At 72.3% G+C, this 21,446-nt stretch carries 15 protein-coding genes; 8 read left to right on the top strand and 7 right to left on the bottom strand.

Features of this window, described 5'->3' with window-relative positions; translation table 11 throughout:
- Positions 1-179: 179 nt before the first annotated feature.
- On the bottom strand, positions 180-3,296 hold the full coding sequence (locus tag BX266_RS03555) for a GH92 family glycosyl hydrolase (RefSeq protein ID WP_220659686.1): 3,117 nt from the start codon (positions 3,294-3,296) through the stop codon (positions 180-182).
- 223 nt (positions 3,297-3,519) lie between these two features.
- Here BX266_RS03555 and BX266_RS03560 point away from each other — a divergent pair, with 223 nt between their 5' ends.
- The 4 genes from BX266_RS03560 to BX266_RS03575 all read left to right on the top strand — a co-directional run bounded on the left by BX266_RS03560 (position 3,520) and on the right by BX266_RS03575 (position 7,587).
- On the top strand, positions 3,520-4,341 hold the full coding sequence (locus BX266_RS03560) for an ATP-binding cassette domain-containing protein (protein ID WP_099897471.1): 822 nt from the start codon (positions 3,520-3,522) through the stop codon (positions 4,339-4,341).
- Positions 4,338-5,405 carry an ABC transporter permease gene (locus tag BX266_RS03565; RefSeq protein ID WP_259464521.1) on the top strand — a complete coding sequence of 356 codons (1,068 nt, stop codon included), beginning with the start codon at positions 4,338-4,340 and terminating at the stop codon, positions 5,403-5,405. The genes BX266_RS03560 and BX266_RS03565 overlap by 4 nt, the downstream gene beginning before the upstream one ends.
- Before the next feature lie 53 nt (positions 5,406-5,458).
- Positions 5,459-6,451 carry an ABC transporter substrate-binding protein gene (locus tag BX266_RS03570; protein ID WP_099897472.1) on the top strand — a complete coding sequence of 331 codons (993 nt, stop codon included), beginning with the start codon at positions 5,459-5,461 and terminating at the stop codon, positions 6,449-6,451.
- Positions 6,452-6,555: 104 nt separating this feature from the next.
- Entirely contained in the window at positions 6,556-7,587 is a 1,032-nt protein-coding gene (locus tag BX266_RS03575; RefSeq protein ID WP_259464522.1) for a LacI family DNA-binding transcriptional regulator, read from the top strand.
- On the opposite strand, the gene BX266_RS03580 is transcribed toward BX266_RS03575, so the two are convergent.
- The 5 genes from BX266_RS03580 to BX266_RS03600 all read right to left on the bottom strand — a co-directional run bounded on the left by BX266_RS03580 (position 7,520) and on the right by BX266_RS03600 (position 14,347).
- Positions 7,520-8,959 carry a VWA domain-containing protein gene (locus BX266_RS03580; RefSeq protein WP_099897473.1) on the bottom strand — a complete coding sequence of 480 codons (1,440 nt, stop codon included), beginning with the start codon at positions 8,957-8,959 and terminating at the stop codon, positions 7,520-7,522. The two genes, BX266_RS03575 and BX266_RS03580, sit on opposite strands and share 68 nt — an antisense overlap.
- Before the next feature lie 83 nt (positions 8,960-9,042).
- The gene (locus BX266_RS03585; protein WP_099897474.1) at positions 9,043-10,026 is read right to left on the bottom strand and encodes an endonuclease/exonuclease/phosphatase family protein; all 984 of its coding nucleotides are present in this window, start codon (positions 10,024-10,026) and stop codon (positions 9,043-9,045) included.
- 221 nt (positions 10,027-10,247) lie between these two features.
- Positions 10,248-12,080 carry a hypothetical protein gene (locus BX266_RS03590; RefSeq protein ID WP_099897475.1) on the bottom strand — a complete coding sequence of 611 codons (1,833 nt, stop codon included), beginning with the start codon at positions 12,078-12,080 and terminating at the stop codon, positions 10,248-10,250.
- A 211-nt stretch (positions 12,081-12,291) separates the two neighbouring features.
- Positions 12,292-13,959, bottom strand: coding sequence for an AMP-binding protein (locus BX266_RS03595; RefSeq protein ID WP_310794766.1), 1,668 nt, complete (start codon positions 13,957-13,959; stop codon positions 12,292-12,294).
- A gap of 85 nt (positions 13,960-14,044) precedes the next feature.
- A complete protein-coding gene (locus tag BX266_RS03600; RefSeq protein WP_099897477.1) occupies positions 14,045-14,347 on the bottom strand; it encodes a hypothetical protein in 303 nt (100 codons plus the stop codon).
- 391 nt (positions 14,348-14,738) lie between these two features.
- Between BX266_RS03600 and BX266_RS03605 the strand changes: the two genes are divergently transcribed.
- The 4 genes from BX266_RS03605 to BX266_RS03620 all read left to right on the top strand — a co-directional run bounded on the left by BX266_RS03605 (position 14,739) and on the right by BX266_RS03620 (position 19,842).
- Positions 14,739-15,611, top strand: coding sequence for an amidohydrolase family protein (locus BX266_RS03605; RefSeq protein WP_259464523.1), 873 nt, complete (start codon positions 14,739-14,741; stop codon positions 15,609-15,611).
- Between the two features lie 29 nt (positions 15,612-15,640).
- Positions 15,641-16,492: a phosphotransferase gene (locus BX266_RS03610; RefSeq protein ID WP_099897479.1), complete on the top strand. Its 852-nt coding sequence runs from the start codon at positions 15,641-15,643 to the stop codon at positions 16,490-16,492.
- A gap of 202 nt (positions 16,493-16,694) precedes the next feature.
- A complete protein-coding gene (locus BX266_RS03615; protein WP_099897480.1) occupies positions 16,695-17,969 on the top strand; it encodes a glycoside hydrolase family 16 protein in 1,275 nt (424 codons plus the stop codon).
- Positions 17,970-18,165: 196 nt separating this feature from the next.
- Positions 18,166-19,842: a beta-1,3-glucanase family protein gene (locus BX266_RS03620; protein ID WP_099897481.1), complete on the top strand. Its 1,677-nt coding sequence runs from the start codon at positions 18,166-18,168 to the stop codon at positions 19,840-19,842.
- Positions 19,843-19,918: 76 nt separating this feature from the next.
- On the opposite strand, the gene BX266_RS03625 is transcribed toward BX266_RS03620, so the two are convergent.
- Entirely contained in the window at positions 19,919-21,406 is a 1,488-nt protein-coding gene (locus tag BX266_RS03625; RefSeq protein ID WP_099897482.1) for an MFS transporter, read from the bottom strand.
- Positions 21,407-21,446 lie beyond the last annotated feature (40 nt).

Here is a 21,446-nt window from a genome sequence, read left to right on the forward strand (position 1 = left end):
GATCACACCCGAGGGACGAGACGTATCGTATCGTCACCGCCCCCGGGCACTCCCACCACCCTCGCCATCCGGGAGCACACCCATGCGCAGCGCGTCCTCGACCGACCGCAGCAACGGCAACGACGGCTACGACCTCAACTGGTCGTAGCCGTCGCGCTCGCCGTTCGCCGTTCGACCGGCTACACCGCGCCGTTCAGGTTCCACTTCTGGGCGGCGGTGCCGTTGCAGTCCCAGATCTGGAGCCGGATGCCGTTGGTGGTGCCGGAGTTGGGGACGTCGAGGCAGCGGCCGGAGTTCGGGTTCACCAGCGTCCCGTTGGTGGACTGCCACTGCTGGGCGCCGGTGCCGTTGCAGTCCCAGAGCTGGACCGCGGTGCCGTTGGCGGTGCCCGAGGAGGTGACGTCCAGACACTTGCCGAGGATCTGCAGGGTGTTGCCGGTGGGCGTCCACTGCTGGGCGGCACTGCCGTTGCAGTCCCAGAGGACGATCTTGTTGCCGTTGGCGGTGCCGGCCGAGTAGTCGTCCACGCACTTCGCGGTGTTCAGGCCCGAGGTGACCGGGCCGGCCACCGGGCCGGGTCCTGCGGCGTAGACCTCCAACTCGTAGAGCCGGGTGGCGGTGTTGCCGCCGGTGTTCGACGGAGCGGAGACCACGATCCGGACGTACCGGGCTGTGCGCGGCGCGAACGGGGTGTAGGTGCGGCTGGCGCGCGAGCCGCCGACGGTCGCGGCGTTGCTCCAGGTGACGCCGTCGGTACTGGTCTGCAGTTGGAAGGCGGCCGAGTTCCACGCGGTGGACTCACCACCGAGGCCGGCGTGCTTGACCACCACCGAGCCGACGGTCTGCGCGGATCCCAGGTCGACCTGGAGACTGGCGCCGGACGTCTGCGAGCACCACTTGCTGTTGTTCTGCAGGCTGCCGTCCACCACCTTGTCCGCGGACTCGGCCGCGGCGCAGGCCGCGGAGGCGCTGGTGGGCCTGCCCTGGGCGAGGTTGGCGCCCAGGTCCGGGGCCGCGGGCACGGGGCCGGCGCCGTCCTGGAAGGAGGGCGGCACGTCGCCCGCGCCGGTGCCCCAGACCGGGCTGGGCGCGGCGCCCATGGTGAAGTCCAGCGTGGCGCCGCCCGAAACGTCGGGGTAGCGCAGGTAGTTGTGACTGGTGGCGGCGCCGTTGACGGCCAGGCCCTGGACGTACGGGCCGCCGCCGATGGTGTTGACGGTGATGTCGCCGGCCGGGCGGTGGAGCACCACCGACGGGAAGGTCGGGCCGTGCGCGGCGAGGGTGTCGACGCCGGGGGTCGACGGGTAGAGGCCGAGGGCCGCCCAGACGTACCAGGCGGAGGTCGCCCCGAGGTCGTCGTTGCCGGGCAGTCCGCCGGCGCCGGTGGTGAAGGACTCGGTCATCACCTTGCGGACGGCCGCGGAGGCGCCGGCGGGGTGGCGGGCGTAGTTGTAGGCCCACGGCACGGCGTGCTCGGGCTCGTTGCCGATGTAGTAGTAGGGCAGGCTCTGCCCGGCGTTGACCTGGGTGAAGTGGTGGTCGAGCCGCTGGACCGCGGTCTGCCGGCCGCCCATGTCGTTGATCAGGTCGGCGTAGTCGTAGGGGACCATCCAGGTGTACTGGGCGGCGTTGCCCTCGGTGAAGTCGGCCGGGGAGGCGGGGTCCAGCGGCCATTTCCAGGTGCCGTCGGAGTTGCGCGGCTGGACGTAGCCCGCGTCGGGGCCGTAGGTGTTGCGCCACCACTGGGCCTTGGTCATGAAGGCGGTGTAGTCGGCGGTGCTGCCGAGCGCCTTGGCGAACTGGGCCACCGCGAAGTCGGAGGCCGAGTACTCCAGCGAGTCGGAGGGGGCGCCCGGGATGTAGTGCAGGTTGGTGTACGTGCCCTGGTTGCCGCGGATCGGCGAGCCCTGCGCGGTGCCGCCGGCCGAGGACTTCTTCATCAGGGCCAGTGCGGCCGCGGTGTCGAAGCCGCGCGCGCCGAAGGCGTACATGCTTCCGACGATGATCGGCCCGGGGTCGCCGGTCATCACGAAGTCCTCGTTGGTCTGCTGGGACCACTTGGGCAGCAGGCCGCCCTGCTGGCCGTCCAGGACCATGGAGTTCGCGATGTCGGCGGCCTCGTTCGGTGCGATCAGGGCGATCAGCGCGGCCCACGAGCGGTAGATGTCCCAGCCGGAGTAGTTCTGGTACACCGGGCGGGCGGAGTTGTGGACGGCGCCGTCGAAGCCCCGGTAGTCGCCGTTGACGTCGCTGGCGATGTTGGGGCTCTGGAACACGTGGTACAGCGCCGTGTAGAACTTCTTCAGGTCGGTGGAGGTGCCGCCGGTGACCTGCGCCCGGCCGAGCACCTTGTTCCACGCGGTGTCGGCCGCGGAGCGCACGGCCGCGAAGTCCCAGCCGTTGTTCTCCGCGGTCAGGTTCGCCTGGGCGTTGGCGATGCTGACGTAGCTGAGCGCCACCTTGAACTGCACGGTCGACGAGGCCGTGGTGTCGAAGGTGACGTAGGCCCCGGTGTTGCTGCCGGAGGTGCTGCTGGAGCCGGCGCCGACGGTGCCGCCGTTCCAGGTGCCGAAGCCGGTCGGGGCGCGGTCGAAGCGGATGTCGAAGTAGATCTGGTAGGTCTTCGAGGAGCCGCAGAAGCCGCCGGCGGTGACGCTGCCGGTCAGCTCGGAGCCGTTGACCTGTACCGAGCCGCTGCGGTTGCCGGTGGCGCTGCGGCCGGTGTTGACCAGCAGCTGGGCGGCGCCGGTGGCGGGGTAGCTCAGGCGGCCCATGCCGGTGCGGGTGGTCGCGGTCAGCTCGACGGTGGTGGCGTACCGGTCGAGCCGGTTCTTGTAGTAGCCGGGGGCGGCGGACTCGTTGGCCTTGGTGTAGCCCGAGGCGTAGCCGGTCCAGTTGCTGCCCGGCGAGGCGCCGAGGCTCCCGGTCACCGGCAGCAGCGGCAGGTCCTCGTTGTTGGAGCAGCCCGCCCCGTCGAAGTGGGTGAGGCTGAAGTCCTCGATCGAGGTGTCGGAGTCGCGGTAGCCGGACGGCGAGGCGGTCGGCGTGTCGGGGCTGAACTGCACCCCGCCGAAGGGCACCGTGGCGCCGGGGTAGGTGGAGCCGCCGGCGCCGCCGCCGACCGGGTTGGGGGCGTTGCTGTCGTCGGTCCCGATGAACGGGTCGACGTACTGGGTGAGGCCCGTGGCGGCCGCGGCCGTCGGGGCGAGGACGACGAGGGCGCCGGGGCCGCAGGCGGCGAGCAGGAGAGTGCTGACCACTACGGCGGCACGTGATTTGAGAACGGTTGAGGGCACCGTGAGCACCTTCCGGTAGCGATGTGAACGTTACCGAGCGATTCGCATGGTCCGGCCAGGATGACTGCGCGTCAAGCTCGTGACACAACGTCAACTTCCTTGCTATTGCCGGGTTTGATGCGATCTTCCGCGACATGACAGAGCTATTGACAGCCCGTCGTCCCGCCATCAGACTCCCAGCACTCGCGTGAACGTTAACAGGACGGGAACGGAGGACAGGCTGATGACACAACCGCTCTTGGAAGCCCGCCGGCTGACGAAGCGTTACGGCCACGTGCAGGCGCTGCAGGGCGCCGATTTCACCGTGCACCCCGGCGAGGTGGTGGCCCTGATCGGCGACAACGGCGCCGGCAAGAGCACCCTGGTCAAGGCGCTGTCCGGCGCCCTCGCACCCGACGGCGGGGAGATCCTGCTGGACGGCGCACCCGTCCGGCTCGCCACGCCGCTCGACGCCCGGCGCCACGGGGTGGAGACGGTCTATCAGGATCTGTCGCTCGCGCAGGACTTGGACGCCGCGGCCAATCTGCACCTGGGCCGGGAGCTGTACCGGCCCGGCCTGCTGGGCCGGCTCGGGGTGCTGGACCACGCCGCGATGCGCCGGTCGGCCGTCACCGCCTTCGCCGAGCTCGGCGTGGAGCTGCGCGACGTGGGCGTTCCGGTGGCCTCGCTGTCCGGCGGGCAGCGGCAGTCGGTCGCGGTGGCCCGCGCCGTCGCCTTCGCCAACCGGGTGATCTTCATGGACGAGCCCACCGCCGCGCTCGGCGTGGTCCAGCGCGGCCGGGTGCTGGAGACCGTCCGGCGGGTCCGCGACCGGGGCATCTCGGTGGTGCTGATCAGCCACAACATGCCGGAGGTGCTCTCGGTCGCCGACCGGGTGGAAGTCCTGCGCCTCGGACGGCGGGTGGCGGTGTTCGACGCCGCGACCAGTTCGGTCGAGGAGCTGGTCGGCGCGATGACCGGTGCGCTGGACCCGCTGCCGGAACGCACGCCGCCGCCCCCCGGCCGCGACCGAGGCCCCGACCTCGGAGAGGAGAGTGTCGCGTGAGCACGCAAGTCTCCCCGAAGTCGGCCGACGACGGGTCCGCCGACCGGACGCCCGCGCCGCCGCGCACCGCGCGTCCCCTGCCCGGCTGGGCGCGCCGGCTGGCCGCCGCGAACGAGACCTGGACCTTCGGCGTCCTGGCCCTGCTGGTCGCGTTCTTCACCGCCGCCCGGCCCGACACCTTCCTGACCGCCTACGACCTGACCCAGATCGCCACCAACGCCGCGATCTACCTGGTGCTCGGCGTCGGCATGACGTACGTGATCATCGTCGCCGGGATCGACCTGTCGGTGGGCTCGGTGCTGGTGCTCTCCGCCGTGCTGTCGGCCGAGTACACCATTCACCACGGCGGCGCGGCCGCCGGTTGGGGCACCGTCGCGGTGTCCGCCCTGATCGCGCTGGCCACCGGCCTGGTCTGGGGCGCGCTGCAGGGCTGGCTGGTGGCCAAGGCGAAGGTGCCGCCGCTGATCGTCACCCTCGGCGGCTTCGGCGCGGCGCTCGGCATCGCGCAGATCATCACCGGAGGCCAGGACCCGACCGGGGCGGTCTCCGAGAAGCTCCAGCGCAGCATCGGGTTCGGCAAGCTGTTCGGGCAGGTCCCCTGGCTGGTCGTCATCGCCTTCGCCGCCACCGCGGTGTTCGGCCTGGTCCTCGCCTTCACCCGGTTCGGCCGCTACACCTACGCCATCGGCTCCAACCCGGAGGCCGCCCGCCGGGTCGGCATCGACGTGGACCGCCACCTGGTGAAGGTCTACGCCCTGACCGGCGTGCTCGCCGGGCTCGGCAGCACGATGTGGCTGGCCTACTTCGGCACCACCTCGATCGCCGGGCACTCCACCGACAACCTGAAGGTGATCACCGCCGTCGTGCTGGGCGGCGCCAGCCTGTTCGGCGGGCGCGGCAGCGTGCTCGGCACGGTGATCGGCGTCTTCATCCCGGCCGTGCTCACCACCGGCCTGATCATCATGGACGTCCAGCAGTACTGGCAGGACGTCGCGATCGGCGTCGTGCTGGTGGCGGCCGTCTACCTGGACCAGTTCCGTCGGCGCGGCCGCGAACGCGGCTGACCCACCGTCTCCTCCCCCACCCTCGGTTCCCCTTCCACAGGAGGAAGTTCGCCATGCTCGGAGTCGGCAGAACCCGCACCGCCGTCCGCTGCTGTGCCGTCCTCGCCCTGGTCGCGGCCGGCACCGCCGGCTGCAGCAGCAGTGGCGGCAGCTCGGACGGCGCCAAGGGCACCACCCTGAAGCTCATCACCGGTGTCAAGAGCGACCCGTTCTACATCACGATGGCCTGCGCGGCGCAGGAGGAGGCCAAGAAGCAGGGCGTCAAGCTCACCGTGGACGGCTCGGCGCAGTGGGACGTCGCCGTGCAGCGGCCGATCGTCGACTCGGTCGGCGCCACCCGCCCCGACGGGCTGCTGATCTCCCCCGTCGACACCACCGCGCTGACGCCGTCGCTGGCGCGGCTGCAGGGCGCGGGCACCAAGGTCGTCCTGGTCGACACGACGGTCAGCGACGCGTCCATCGGCGTCTCCCGGATCTCCTCCGACAACGAGGCCGGCGGGCGGACCGCGGCCAAGGCGCTGGCCGAGCTGATGGGTGACAAGGGGTCGGCCATCGTGATCAGCGTCAAGCCCGGCGTGTCCACCACCGACGCCCGGATCAAGGGCTTCACGGAGGAGATGAAGGCCAACCACCCGGCCATCACGCTGCTTCCGGTCCTGTACGACAACGACCTGCCCGCCACCGCGGCCTCGCAGATCCAGGCCACCCTGGCGGCCCACCCCGACCTCGGCGGGGTGTTCGCCGGCAACACCAACACCGCGCAGGGCGTCGCCACCGGCCTGCAGGCCGCGGGCCGGCAGGGCACCGTGAAGGTCGCCGCGTTCGACGCGGAGCCCGACGAGGTCACCGCCCTGAAGAACGGCACCCTGGACATCCTGGTCGCCCAGGACCCGGCCGGGATCGGCGTCCAGGGCGTCGACCAGGCGCTCGCCGCCATCGGGAAGAAGCCGGTGACCGCGCAGATCGGCACCACCATGGTGGCCATCACCAAGGCGAACCTGGACGATCCCGCGGTCGCCAAGTACATCTACCGGGCGGCCTGCTGAGCCCGCATCGGGGCCCCCGGCCGCCGTGGCCGGTCAGGTCCGCACCGTAGGATGCACACCACCGGCGGGCGGTCCGGGGGAGCGTGCCGAGGAGGAACAGGCCTGTGAAGCGCCCGACGATGAAGGACGTGGCCAAGGCGGCGGGGGTCAGCCTGATGACGGTCTCCCGGGTCATCGCCGGCGAGCCCGGGGTGGCGCCCGACACCGCCGCCAAGGTCGAACAGGCGGTGCGCGGCCTCGGCTACCAGCGCAACGACAACGCCCGCAACCTGCGGCGCAAGAAGCTGGGCACGTCCACGATCGGCCTGGTCGTGGACGACCTGGCCAACCCGTTCTACGCCCTGATGGTCCGTTCGATCGAGGACGAGGCGCACCGGCGCGGCTACGTGGTGCTGGTCGGCAGCACCAACGACGAGCCGCGCCGGGAGCGCGAGGTGATCGCCGCGTTCACCGCCCGCCAGGTGGACGGGCTGATCATCGTCCCCACCACCGGCGGGCACGGCTTCCTGAAGCCGCCGATGGAGGCGGGCACCCAGGTGGTCTGCGTCGACCGGCCGGCCAAGGACCTGGACGTGGACACCGTCACCGTCGACAACCGCGACGGCGCCCGACGCGCCGTCACCCACCTGCTGGACCACGGCCACACCCGGATCGCCTACCTCGGTGACCGCTACGACATCTGGACCCAGCGCGAACGCTACGCCGGGTACCGGGAGGCGCTCACCTCGCACGGCCTGGTCCCCGAACCCGAGTTGGTGCGGCACGGCCTGCGCTCCCACCTGGAGACCCGGGCCGCGCTGGCCGGGCTGCGCGCCCTGCCCGCCCCGCCGACCGCCCTGTTCAGCAGCAACGACGTGATCACCCTCGGCGTGCTGGAGGGTCTCGACCACCCGGCCCCGATGGCCGTCGTCGGGTTCGACGACCTGCCGCTCGCCAAGCAGCTCGACCCGCCGCTCACCGTGGTCAGCCAGGACCCGGTCGCGGTCGGCAGCACCGCCGCCAACCTGCTGTTCTCCCGGATAGCCGGCGACCGCTCCGCCCCGCGCAAGGTCATCCTGCTCACCCGCTTCATCGCCCGCCGCTCCGGCGAGCGCCGCCGCCCGCCGCAGGACCGGGTGCCCACCGGGACGGCCTGACGCTCTGGCGCAGGATGCCCGCCGATCGCGCGGCGGTGACCCACAGCGGGAACTCGGACAGCAGGCGGTCGTACAGCTCCGGGTCGGGGACGGTGCTGATGTCGTCGACGGAGAAGAAGCCCACGTTGTCGACGCGCCGGCCGGGCAGGTCGCCGAAGCGCTCCAGGACGCCGTAGCCGGCCCGGCCGAGGCCGACGAACTGCCAGAACACCGGCTCCTCGACGGCGGCGCGCAGCTCGCGCTCGATCTCGGCGTTGCGGTACACCCCGCCGTCGGAGAAGAACAGCACCAGGGTGGGCGCGGACGCCGGGTGGGTCCGGACGTACTCGCGGACCTCGGCGATGACCTTCTGCTCCTCGTTCTGGATGCCCACCGCCTTCATGTCCACCCGCCCGTCGGGCTGCGGCGGCCGCGGCCGACGGCGGCCGAACAGGGTCAGTTCGCCGACCCTGACGTGCAGTTGGAGCCAGCTGGGGAGCTCGGCGAGGCGCAGGTCGGGCAGCCTGGCCGGGTTGCTGGCGAAGGTCCACGCCTGCATCTCCCCGTCGTCGTCGAGCTGGGCGGCGACCGCGGCCATCCGCTCGACCACGTCGGCGACCACGCCGCGGGCGTACAGCGCGCTCATCGAGCCGGAGGCGTCCAGCACCAGGATCACCCGGGCGGTGAGGTGCTGCGCGCCGTGCTTCTGCAGGCTGACCGCGACCTGCTGCTTGCGCAGCGACAGCCGCTTGCGCATGTCGACCGGCAACTGCTCGACGCCGTCGTCGGTCCGACGGTCCGTCACCGCCGGAGCGGGGGCGGGGACAGGCGCGGGGGCGGGCGCGGGCGCAGGGGGCCGGTCGGCGGTGAGGCCGTAGGTGGCGGCGAGGCCGGCCAGGCCGTCCGCGTAGCCCTGGCCGACGGCGCGGAACTTCCAGCGGCCGTCGCGCCGGTAGAACTCGCCGCAGACCAGCGCGGTCTCCGGTCCGGCCTCGATGTCGAAGCGCAGCAGGCCGGCGGCGCCGGACGCCTCGCTCACCAGCAGCGACAGGCCCGGCACTCGGCCGAACGGACCGCCCTCGGCCGCGGCGGCCAGCACGATCCGCTGGACGTCCGGCTCGACGGCGGCCAGGTCGACCTCCAGCCGCTCCACGCCTCCGCCCTGACCGCCGTGCTCGCCGTGCCCGCCGTGGGTGACGGCGCCGGATGCGTGCCGCGGCAGGTGCCGGGCCACGTAGTCCGCGTCGTCGCGGACCCGCCCGTCGGCGTCGAGCAGCAGCGCGGAGGCGTCGACCTCGGGGGTGCCGGGTCCGGACCGCCAGGTGAGTTCCACCCGGACGGCGGCCGCGTCGATCGCCAGGTTCGCGCCCTTGGCCAGCGGTCTCACTGTCATCTCCCCAGTCTGCCCGGCCCGCCGACCGCGGACCGCAGCAACACGACAATCCGACCGCGCGGCCCGGTGGGCGCGGCGGCCGCTCAGCCCGTGACGGCGAGTTCGGCCACCACCGCGCGGTGGTCGGAGCGGGCCAGGCGGTGTTCGCTCACCGACACGGCGACCAGCGCGGGACCGTGCAGGACGTGGTCGATCTGGATCATCGGCGGCACGTGCGGGAAGTCCGGGTGGTCCTCGGGCCAGGTGGGGAACAGGCCCGCGCCGAGCTCCGCGTGGGTGTCCGTCAGACCGGTGGCGATCAGGTCCCGCATCGGCTTGTGGTCGAGGGTGGAGTTGAAGTCGCCGAGCAGCACCGCGTTGCGGAGGTGCCCGGGCGCGGCCCTGCGCAGGTCGTGCAGGCCCTGCGCCCACTTGCGGGCGTCGCCGAGCGGGTAGTAGGTGTGCACGGCGACGATCTGCACGGGGCGGCCGCCGACCTGGACGGTGATGTTGGTGCTCGGCCAGGCCGGGTCCGCCGCGCCGCTGATCGGCAGCCGGGAGTACAGCACGGTGTCCCGGCGGTCCGGGCGCTCCCGGTACGGCAGCAGGTCGCGGATGCCGGCCCGGTCGAGCGCGTCCGCGGCGGACTCGCTCAGCTCCTCCATCGCCAGCACGTCGACCCGCTCGCCGCGCACCAGGTCCACCACCGCCTTCGGCGACACCTGCCCGAGGAAGGCGTTGCTGGTCGCCACCCGCAGCCGCGGCGCGCCGGCCGGGACGTCCGTCCCGTCCGGCACCGTCCGCGGTACCAGCCACCAGAGTTGAAGCGCCACCAGCACCGCCGCGGCCCCCGCGGCCCACCGCTGCCGCAGCAGGACGCTCGCCACCAGCAGCAGCACCGTCAGCACCGCGGCGTACGGCAGCCCGGCCATCGGCAGCGCCCACACCGTCCCGTCGTCCAGCCCGAACAGCCGCACCACGGCCAGCACCGCCGGCGCCACCAGCAGCAGCCCGCAGGCCGCGCCGGCGACGGCCCGCCATCGCGGTCGCCGCACCGGCGCCGTGCTCCCCGACTCTCCGTCAGCCATGCTCTCCCTCTCCGGAAGCAGCTCCGCAGCCATGATCATCGGCTGCCGTGGAGAGTAGACGACCCACGACCCGCCGCGGTTCCGCGCCGGCGGGCCGACCGGCCACGGCGCCCCGTACGTCGCATGGTGCGGGCTCCGGACGGATCGACCGCCCGGAGCCCGGGTCATGAGGGTGGTCCGGCCGCGCGGCCGGTCAGTGACGGGGTGTCACGAGAGCGCTCTCAGGGTGCCGACACGACGTTGCTGGGGCCGCCGAAGGCGGAGTTGACGGAGCTTCCGGTGCCGTTGACCACCGAGTCGATGCCGCCGGAGCCGTTCAGGAAGACGGTCAGCAGGTCGTGCAGCCGGACGCCGGGGCGGCTGGGGGCCTGGAAGGCGGTCGAGTTGTGGATGTCGACGCCCTGGTTGAAGTACGAGTAGCTGCCCATGCCCCAGCCCTCGAAGGACTTGACCTTGGAGCCGACGGTGAAGGCGGGGTAGCCCTTCTGGGTCGGCGAGGCCATCCAGGCGGCCTGGTTGGGCACTTCGTAGGGGTTCTCGTTCTGGAAGAACACCACCTTGCCGTCCTCGCCGTTCCAGACGGTCTCGGTCTTCTGGAAGTGCTCGACGGCGAGGCCGGTGGCGACGACCCGGTCGCCGTTGACGATCAGGCCGGTGTCGCTGCGGGCGGTGTTCCAGTTGCCGCCGCCGGCACCGTGGTCGGCTCGCCAGATCCAGGCGTCGTCGATCAGGGTGTCGTTGCTGTTGACCTCCAGCGCGGTGGTGGCGTAGCCGTCGCGGGCGCCGCCCACCCGGAAGAAGACGTCGGAGAGGCTGATCGGGTCGCAGGCGTGGTCGGCCTTGGAGCCGCGGTTGCCGACCTGCATCAGGACCGGCGAGTTCTTCGGGCCGGCGTCCAGGATCAGGCCGGAGACGTCTACGCCGTCCACGTCGGAGACCTTGATGGCGGCGTCGCCGCCGGTGGGGACCAGGGTGGCGAAACCGAGGCCGATCACCTTGGTGCCGGGGCGGGTGACCTTGAGGGTGTCGGCGAGCTCGTACACGCCGGGGGTGAAGAGCAGGTTGCGGCCGGCCTTGAGCGCGGCGTTGATGTCCTTGGCGCTCGCGCCGGGGCGGACCAGGTAGAAGCTGTCCAGACCGAGCGAGGTGCCGGCGGTGGCGCCGTTCTCCCAGCTGGTGCCGGCCGAGTCCGGGCGCAGCGCGGGGAGGAACACCCGGTACTTGCCGGACTGGTCGAGGTACAGGTAGGGCGCTTCGCGGGTGGCGGGGCAGGTGTCCAGGGTGGTGTACGGGGCGGCGCCGGCCTCGGTGGAGAAGGACTGGGCGGGTGCGCCGGCGGTGCCGCAGAAGACCTGGTTCCAGACCGCGTTGGTCCAGCCGTCGAGGTTGCTGTTGCGGGTGAAGAACTGCTGCTGGGAGCCGTTGATGACGGTGCCGCCGGTGAACTTGGAGTCGGCGATGAAGCCGCCGCTGGCCCAGGCGGGCGAGCCGGTGCAGTAGTCCATCAGGGTCAGGTTGCCGTTGACCTGGACCCGGCGCAGCGGGGCGGCCTGGGAGACCGCCCAGAAGTCGGTGCCGCCGTAGCAGCCGCTCTTGCCGGCGACGTTGACGGTGAGGTTGCTGAGCGAGCGCCAGAAGTTGGTGGTGGCGTAGCACTGCGACTGGTCGCCGCCGACGCACTGGTTGTACACGTCGACGGAGCCGTTGATCACCACGTCGCCGGGGTTGCGGCCGAGTCCGGCGACGGCCTCGTAGAAGCCGACGGAGAAGTTCAGCGGGTCGGCGGCGGTGCCGTAGGTGCCGGGCTCGAACAGGATGGCGTACCGGTCCGAGCCGAACTCGTTGCCGGCCTGGGCCCGGGCGATGGCGTCGAGGCGGGCCTGGATCTCGGCCTTGGGCATGCTCGGGTCGAGGACGACGACGCGGTCGCCGAGGCTGCCGCCGGCGGGCGGCGGGGTGGCGGCCTGCGCGCTGGGGGCGGTGAGGGCCGCGACGAGGGCGGTGGCCGCGACGGCGGCGAGGCCGAGGCGGCGGTGTCCGGTGGCTCTGGTCATGGTGCACACCCGTCTGGTGGGATCCGGGGGACGGCGGTGTTCGCGGGGCGCTCGGCTGACCTGACGTCAGCCATGGACCCCGGCCGCTTACTTCACGCCGAGATTTAACGTATGAGAAAAGTGGGCGTCAAGACCTCGAACAGGGGGAGTTCCGGCCCGCACGCACCGCGGCCGGGCCCCGGCGGGGGCCCGGCCGCGACGGTTCGGCAGGTCAGAGCGCCAGGATCCGGGCCGCCTCCTCGCGCATCTCGACCTTCCGGACCTTGCCGGTGACGGTCATCGGGAACGCGTCGACCACGTGCACGTAGCGCGGAATCTTGAACCGGGCCAGCCGGCCGGTGCAGAATGCCCGCACCGCCTCCGCGGTGAGCGGCTCGGCCCCTTCGCGCATCCGCACCCAGGCCATCAGCTCCTCGCCGTACTTCTCGTCCGGCACGCCGATCACCTGGACGTCCAGGACGTCGGGGTGGGTGTGCAGGAACTCCTCGATCTCGCGGGGGTAGAGGTTCTCCCCGCCGCGGATCACCATGTCCTTGATCCGGCCGGTGATCGAGAGGTAGCCGTCCCGGTCCATCACCGCCAGGTCGCCGGTGTGCATCCAGCGGGCCGCGTCGATCGCCTCGGCGGTCTTCTCCGGCTCGCCCCAGTAGCCGAGCATCACCGAGTAGCCGCGGGTGCACAGTTCGCCGGGCTCGCCGCGCGGCACGGTCCGCCCGGTGACGGGGTCGACCACCTTGACCTCCAGGTGCGGCCCGACCCGGCCGACGGTGGAGACCCGGCGCTCGATCGAGTCGTCTGCGCGGGTCTGGGTGGAGACCGGCGAGGTCTCCGTCATGCCGTAGCAGATCGACACCTCGGCCATGCCCATCCGCCCGATGACGTCCTTCATCACCTCGATCGGGCAGGGCGCGCCCGCCATGATGCCGGTGCGCAGGCTGGACAGGTCGTAGGAGTCGAAGGCGGGGTCGGCGAGTTCGGCGATGAACATGGTCGGCACCCCGTACAGCGAGGTGCACCGCTCGGCGGCGACGGCGGCCAGGGTGGCGGAGGCGTCGAAGGCGGGCGCGGGGATCACCGTGCAGGCGCCGTGCGAGGTGGCCGCCAGGTTGCCCATCACCATGCCGAAGCAGTGGTAGAACGGCACCGGCACGCAGATCCGGTCCTGCTCCGTGTAGCCGCACAACTCCCCGACGTAGTAACCGTTGTTGAGGATGTTGTGGTGCGAGAGGGTGGCGCCCTTGGGGAAGCCGGTGGTGCCGGAGGTGTACTGGATGTTGATCGGGTCGTCCGCGCTCAGGGCCGCCTGGGCGCGGGCCGGCACCGCCGGGTCGCCGGCCCGCCCGGCGGCCAGCAGCCCCTCCCAGTCGGGCGTGTCGAGCAGCACCACCTCCGCCAACTCCGGGCAGCGCGGCCGGACTTCGGCAATCATCCCGGCGTAGTCGGAGTCCTTGAACCGCTCGGCGGCGACCAGCAGCCGGATCCCGGCCTGGTTCAGCACGTACTCCAGCTCGTGGGAGCGGTAGGCGGGGTTGATGGTGACCAGCACGGCGCCGAGCTTGGCGGTGGCGTACTGGGTGAGCATCCACTCGGCGCGGTTCGGCGACCAGATGCCGACCCGGTCGCCCCGGCGGATCCCGCGGGCGTCCAGGCCGATCGCCACCGCGTCGACGTCGGCGGCGAGTTCGGCGTACGTCCAGCGCCGGCCGGTGGCGCACTCCACCAGGGCCGCCCGCCCGGGGTGGGCGCGGGCGGCCCGGTCGAAGTTCGCCCCGATGGTGTCGCCGAGCAGCGGCGTGTCGGCCCGGCCGGAGGAGTAGCTCAGCGGACCGGCGTCCTGCTGCGGACGCGGGTCGGCCGGCGGGTGCTGGTCGTGCGGCACGGGTACCTCCTGGGCGTACGGCGCGGGTGGGACTCCCATGCTGCGCACCGGGCCGCGCGTTGACCAGACCCGGCAGGGCGGAGGATCAGTCGGAGAATCCCTGCTCGCCGATCACGTCGAGGTTGCGGAAGGTGGGCGGCCCGTCGCACAGCGCGGCGACCCGGGCGGCGAACTCGCCGGTCTCCGGGCGCTGCGAGTTCTCCATCGCCACCTCGTAGGAGGGGAACTCCACGATGTTGAGGTAGACGTCCTTCCCGTCGCGGTCGCGGGTCTGCAGGGCCCGGGCGGCCAGCCGGTGCCCTTCGTTCTTGGCGACCCACTCGTCCAGCAGCGCGTTGAACTCGTCGATCCGCCCGGTGCGGTACTCGATGATCTGGATGAACTTCACCGGTGGCCTCCTCGGCTCGGCGGACGGGCTCCGTCCGCTCCCGTCCAGCCTCCCCAGTGCGGGGGCGGCCCGCAAGGTCTGGCGGCCGGCGCAGCAGGTGGGGGCCGTCCTACGGCGCGGCCGAGTGCACCCGGTGCGCACCGAGGCGACGGGCTCCGATCGAGGAGGGGCGGAACAGCGTGACAGCGACCAACCGTGCCCGGCTGCCCGTCCGGGCCGCAGCCGCTGCCCTGCCGCTGGCCCTGGCGGGTACGGCCCAGGCCGCCCCGGCGACGGCGGACGACGACCCCGGAGCCCCGGCCGGGCCGTGCGTTGGCGTACTGTCCACCGCATGGCCCGGCCGGGGCGGCCGCCGGTCGTCCGGCGGCCCGGCGGGAGTGGGAGGTGCGGCATGGAGGCCGCCGAGGTGCGTCGGTTCTGGGGCGGGCTCGGGCTGCCCGGGTTGATCGACGTGCACACGCATTTCATGCCCGAGCGGGTGCTGCGCAAGGTGTGGGAGTACTTCGACGCCGCGGGGCCGCTGATCGGGGACCGGGGCTGGCCGATCACCTACCGCACCGAGGAGGCCGAACGGACGGCGCTGCTCCGGGAGTTCGGGGTACGGGCGTTCACCGCGATGCTGTACCCGCACAAGGCGGGGATGGCCCGCTGGCTGAACGGCTGGGCGGCCGACTTCGCGCGGCGCACGCCCGACTGCCTGCACACGGCGACGCTGTTCCCCGAGCCCGGGGTGGAGGCGTACGTCCGCGAGGCCCTCGACGCCGGGGCCCGGGTGTTCAAGGCGCACGTGCAGGTCGGCGGGTACGACCCCACCGACGAGCAACTGCGGCCCGCCTGGGGCCTGCTGGCCGAGGCCGGCACCCCGGTGGTGATCCACTGCGGCTCGGGCCCCGCCCCGGGCAAGCACACCGGCCCGGAGCCGATCGCCCGCGTCCTGGCCGAGCATCCCCGCCTCTGCCTGATCGTCGCCCACCTGGGCATGCCCGAGTACCGCGAGTTCCTCGACCTCGCCGCCCGCCACGAGCGGGTGCACCTGGACACCACCATGGCGTTCACCGACTTCACCGCCGACTTCATGCCGTTCCCGCCCGAACTCCTCCCCCGCCTCGCCGACCTGGCCGACCGGATCCTGCTGGGCACCGACTTCCCCAACATCCCCTACCCGTACCTGCACCAACTCCAGGCCCTGGAACGCCTCGACCTCGGTGCGGACTGGCTGCGCGCGGTCTGCCACGACAACGCGGCCCGCCTGTTCGACCTCTGACGGCCTGCCCGCTTCCGATCGCCGGTGCGGTGGACTTCCCGTCCCGGGAACTCCCCGCCCGTCCGGCGGTCGAAGCCGGCCGGGCGAGCGCCGTGGAGCTGGGACTCCGGGTCGACGAGGTGGTGGTCGTCCACGATTCGGATCGCGCCGCGCTGCGCCTGCTGCCCTGCGACGTCCTGGTGCGGGTCGCGCCGGCGCGGGACCACGCCGAGGCCTCGTTCGAGGTGGAGGTCGCCCGCCGGCTGGTCGGCGCCGGCGCGCCGGTGGCGGAGCCCGATCCCCGGGTCGGCGCCCGGGTCCACCTGCGGGACGGCTTCGTCCTGTCCTTCTGGACGTACTACGAGCCGGTCGGACCCGCGGTCGCCCCGGCCGAGTACGCGGACGCGCTCGTGCGGCACCACGCCGCGCTGCGCCGGGTCGAGCTGGCGGCGCCGCACTTCACCGATCGGGTCGCCCGGGCCCTGCGCGAGGTGGAGGACCCCCAGCGCTCCCCCGAACTGGCGGACGCCGATCGGCAGTTGCTGGGCAGCACGCTCCGCGACCTGGGTGCCGCGATCGGCGCCGACCGGTCCGGCGACCAGTTGCTGCACGGCGAGCCGCATCAGGGCAACCTGCTCCGCACGGAGCGCGGCCCGCTCATCGTCGACCTGGCCACCTGCTGCCGCGGACCGGTCGAGTTCGACCTCGCCCACGCGCCCGAGGACGTCGCCCGGCACTACCCGGGGGCCGACCACGACCTGGTCCACCGCTGCCGGGCCGTGGACTGGGCGATGTTCGCGGCGTGGCGCTGGCGCCGGGACGACCGGACGCCCGCCCGCGACCGCCTGCGGGCGGAGGGGCTCGATCTGGTGCGCGCCGCGCTCGCCCGCTGCGGCTGGTAGACGAATCGGAGAGCGCTCTCACCGGGGGCGGGAAGCGATGACCGTTCAGCTTTCAAGAACTGAACGGCACTTGGGCCGAAAAGCCGGGAAAATGAGCAGTTCTTTGACGTTGCCATGGCGAGATCACGTCCGTACGATTCAGGCCTATCGGCGGCGGGACACCGTCGCAGAGAGCGCTCTCAGAACAGGGAAGGGTTCTTCCATGGCTGCTGCCCCACCCAAGCGCCGTTGGTCCTTCGGCGGATTCGCGTTGCTCGTCGCCACCGCACTGGTGGCCGCCGTACCGCTCACCTCGCCATCGAGCCCCGCCACCGACCCGCTGGCCGCCGCGCCGGTGGCCGCCACGAACTGGGGCGACGACTTCGACGGCCCGGCCGGCTCGGCCGCCGACCCGGCCAAGTGGACGATGGAGACCGGCGGTTCGGGCAACGGCAACCACGAGTTGCAGTACTACACCGCAGGCGCCGCGAACGCCGCGCTGGACGGCCAGGGCCACCTGGTGATCACCGCCAAGCGCAACACCGACGCGGGCCTCGGCTGCTGGTACGGCACCTGCCAGTACACCTCGGCGCGGCTGAACACCTCGCGCACCTTCACCCAGGCGTACGGGCACTTCGAGTCCCGGATCAAGATCCCGCGCGGCCAGGGCATCTGGCCCGCGTTCTGGATGCTCGGCAACGACCTCTCCACCGCGGGCTGGCCGAACAGCGGCGAGATCGACGTGATGGAGAACATCGGCCGCGAGCCCGGCACCGTGCACGGCACCATCCACGGCCCCGGCTACTCCGGCGCGGGCGGCATCGGCGCGCCCTACAGCCTGCCCGCCGGCCAGTCCTTCGCCGACGCGTTCCACACCTTCGCGGTGGACTGGAGCCCGTCCGCGATCACCTGGTCCGTCGACGGCCAGGCCTACCAGACCCGCACGCCCGCCGACCTCGGCGGCAACCGCTGGGTCTACGACCACCCGTTCTTCCTGATCCTCAACCTCGCCGTCGGCGGCGACTGGCCGGGCAGCCCCGACGGGTCGTCGACCTACCCGCAGACCATGACCGTCGACTACGTCCACACCACCACCTGGGGCGGCAGCACCGGCGCCTACACCGGGCGGATCACCGGCCCCGGCGGCATGTGCGTGGACGTCGCGGGCGCCAGCAGCGCCGACAGCACCCCCATCCAGCTGCACAACTGCACCGGCGCCGCCGCCCAGCAGTGGACCGTCGGCACCGACGGCACCGTCCGCGCCCTCGGCAAGTGCCTGGACGTCGCCGCCGCCTCGCACAACGACGGCGCCGTCATCCAGCTGTACACCTGCAACGGCACCAGCGCCCAGCAGTGGACGCACCGCTCCGGCAACGACTTCCTGAACCCGGGCTCCGGCAAGTGCCTGGACTCGCCGAACGGCTCCTCCGCCGACGGCACCCGGCTCCAGCTGTGGACCTGCAACGGCACCGCGGCCCAGAAGTGGACGCTCGGCTGACGCACCGTCACTGGCGCACTGTCACCGGCACCTGCCGCTGACGCTCCGTCACCGGCTGTGCTCCGCCGACGCACCGCGACCGACCACGGGCCGACCCCACCGGCCCCTCCCCCCGCGCGGCCGGCCGTCCCTCGCACCTGTCACGGCCGGCCGCGCCCCTCCCCCGCCTTCTCTCCCGAGAGGACTCCCCCACGCCATGACGCCCCGCCACGCGGCGAAAGTCTCCCGCCGCACCCTGCTCGCCGCCGCCGCGCTCGCCCTCCCCGCCAGTTACCTCGCCATCGGCGGCTCCGCCCAGGCGCAGACCCCGGCCACGCTGGCGGTCGACCTCGCCAACACCACCGGCAACAACACCGTCTACGCGTACATCGTCGGCCGCGACCCGGCGGCGGGCGGCAGTTGGGCCTTCCTGCAGGCCAACGGCAGCAGCCTGTACCACCCGCCGAACCCGGCCAACGACCAGACGCCGCTGGGCGTGGACTGCGCCATCGCGCTGAACGCCTCCGGCGCCGCCCCGCGCCGGGTCACCCTGCCGCACCTGGACAGCGGCCGGATCTACTTCTCGGTCGGCGCCAAGCTCACCTTCCTGATGAACCGCGGCGGCGGACTCGCCCTGCCCTCGGTGGTCAACCCCAGCGACCCGAACATCAACGTCCGCCATGACTTCTGCGAATTCACCTTCAACAACGACCAGTTGTTCGGCAACATCACCTTCGTCGACATGGTGTGCCTGCCGATCGCGTTCCAGTTGGAGGTCTCCGGCGGCGCCACCCAGACCGTCCGCGGCCTGCCCTCCGACGGCCTCGCCCGGGTCGCCTCCGCGCTGCGCGCCCAGTCCGCCGCGGACGGCTCCGACTGGAGCCGACTGGTCGTCAACAGCGGCGGCGCGGACCTGCGGGTGCTCGCCCCCAACCTGGCGATCCGCGGCAACAGCGCCCTGTTCAGCGGCTACTTCGAGCCCTACGTCGACCAGGTGTGGAGCAAGTACACCAGCACCGACCTGCGGATCGACACCCAGTACACCTGGGGCGCGTTCACCGGCCGGGTCAGCGGCAACACCCTCACCTTCCCCGGCGCCGGGTCCTTCGCCAAGCCCTCCACGCTGGCCATCTTCTCCTGCAGCGACGCCCCGTTCACCACCGGCAACGACCTGATGGGCAACCTGAGCGCCCGCCTCGCCGCCGCGTTCAACCGCACCACGCTGCTCAGCAACGCCAACCAGCCCACCGGCGAGAACCCCGCGACCTTCTACACCCAGGCGCGCACCAACCACTACGCGCGGATCCTGCACTCCACCACGCCCGACGGCCTCGGCTACGCCTTCCCCTACGACGACGTCCACCCGTCCGGCGTCGACTTCGAGGGCAAGGTGCAGTCCGGCGCCCCCACCCGCTGGGTGATCACCGTCGGCGGCCTGGCGGGCAGCGGCGGAGGCGGCGGCAGCACCACTCCGCCCCCGAGCGGCGGCGGCTCCGCCTACGGCACCATCCAGGCCGAGTCGTACGCCGCACAGTCCGGGGCCCAGACCGAGACCTGTTCCGACACCGGCGGCGGCACCGACGTCGGCTGGCTGGGCAACGGCGACTGGCTGCGCTACACCCTCGACTTCGGCTCCACCGGCGCCACCCGGATCGACGCCCGGGTCGCCTCCGGCGCCGCCGCCGGCGTCAGCGGTCTGATCCAGGTCCGCCTGGGCAGCCCCACCGCCACCCCCGTCGGCTCCTTCGCCGTCGCCAACACCGGCGGCTGGCAGACCTGGCGGACCATCCCCGCCGATCTGTCGCGGATCACCGGCGTCCGCGACGTCTACCTGACCTTCGACAGCGGACAGCCCGCGGACTTCGTCAACCTCAACTGGTTCCAGTTCTCCTGACGCTTCGACAGGTCCATTGAGGGGGAGCGTCCCGTCCGGGACGCTCCCCCTCACCTTTGTCAGCCCTTCACCGTGGTCAGCCCTTGACCGCGGGCTCGGGAACCTGACTGAGCGGGGCCGCGATGGACTCCAGGCTCCGGCGCTCCGCCTTGACCCCGATCGCGGCCTCGACCAGACCGGCGGCGGCCATCAGGCCCGCGCCGATGCAGAACGCGAGCGAGGCGTCACCGACCTCGCCGCTGCTGACCAGGCCGTTGAACAGCAGCGGACCGGAGATGCCGCCGGCCGCGGTGCCCACCGCGTAGAAGAACGCGATGCACATGGCCCGGGTCTCCAGCGGGAAGATCTCACTGACCGTCAAGTAGGCGGCGCTGGCCCCCGCGGAGGCGAGGAACAGCACGGCCGTCCAGCAGGCGGTCATCGTCGTGGCGTCCAGCGAACCGCGCTGGAACAGCCACGCGGTGACGAACAGCAGGACGCCGGAGCCGATGTAGGTGCCGGCGATCATCGGGCGGCGCCCGACCGAGTCGAAGAGGTGGCCGAGCAGCAGCGGCCCGAGGAAGTTGCCGACCGCGATCACCGCGAAGTAGTAGCCGGTGCGGCCGGCCGGGACGTCGAAGAACCCGGTCAGGATCGCCGCGTAGCCGAAGGTGACCGAGTTGTAGAGGAAGGACTGCCCGATGAACAGGGACAGGCCGAGGACGGTGCGCCGCGGATAGGTCGTCACCAGGGTCCGGGCGATGGTGACGAACCCGATCGGGCCGCGTTCGCGGATCTTGATCGGCGGCTCGTCCACCGGCGGCAGCGGCTTGCCGGTCTCCCGCTCCACGATCCGCTCGGCCTCCGCGACGATCTCCTCCGCCTGCTCCCCGCGGCCGTGGGTGAACAGCCAGCGCGGGCTCTCCGGGACGTGCCGGCGCACCAGCAGGATCACCAGGCCCAGCACCACGCCGATGCCGAACGCGAGCCGCCACCCGACGTCGGTCGCGAACAGCGAGGTGTTCAGCAGCGCGATCGAGGCGAACGCGCCGAGGGCGGCGCCGATCCAGAAACTGCCGTTGACGATCAGGTCGATCCGGCCGCGGAGCCGGGCCGGGATCAGCTCGTCGATCGCCGAGTTGATCGCCGCGTACTCGCCGCCGATGCCGAAGCCGGTGAAGAACCGGCACAGGAAGAAGAACCAGGCCGTCCAGGACAGCGCGGTGACCGCCGTCGCGGCCAGGTACACCGCCAGAGTGATCATGAACAGCTTCTTGCGGCCCAGCCGGTCGGTCAGCCAGCCGAAGAACAGCGCGCCGCAGCAGGCGCCCGCCACGTACAGCGCGGCGGCGACCGTGGTGACCTGGGCGGTGCTGATGGCGATGCCGCTTCCCGGCTCGGCGAGCCGGGCAGCCAGGTTGCCGACCACCGTGACTTCCAGACCGTCCAGGATCCACACCGTGCCCAGGCCGATCAGGATCCGCCAGTGCCACGGCGACCACGGCAGCCGGTCGAGCCGCCCCGGCACGTCCGTCTCGACCGGGACCGGGCCGGAACCGGCCGTTCGGCGTTGTGTTGCGGACATCTCGGCCTCCGTCCAGCGGACGCGCGCCCGGTCCCTCCGG

This window comes from Streptomyces sp. TLI_171 (genome assembly GCF_003610255.1).
Classification (GTDB): Bacteria; Actinomycetota; Actinomycetes; order Streptomycetales; family Streptomycetaceae; genus Kitasatospora.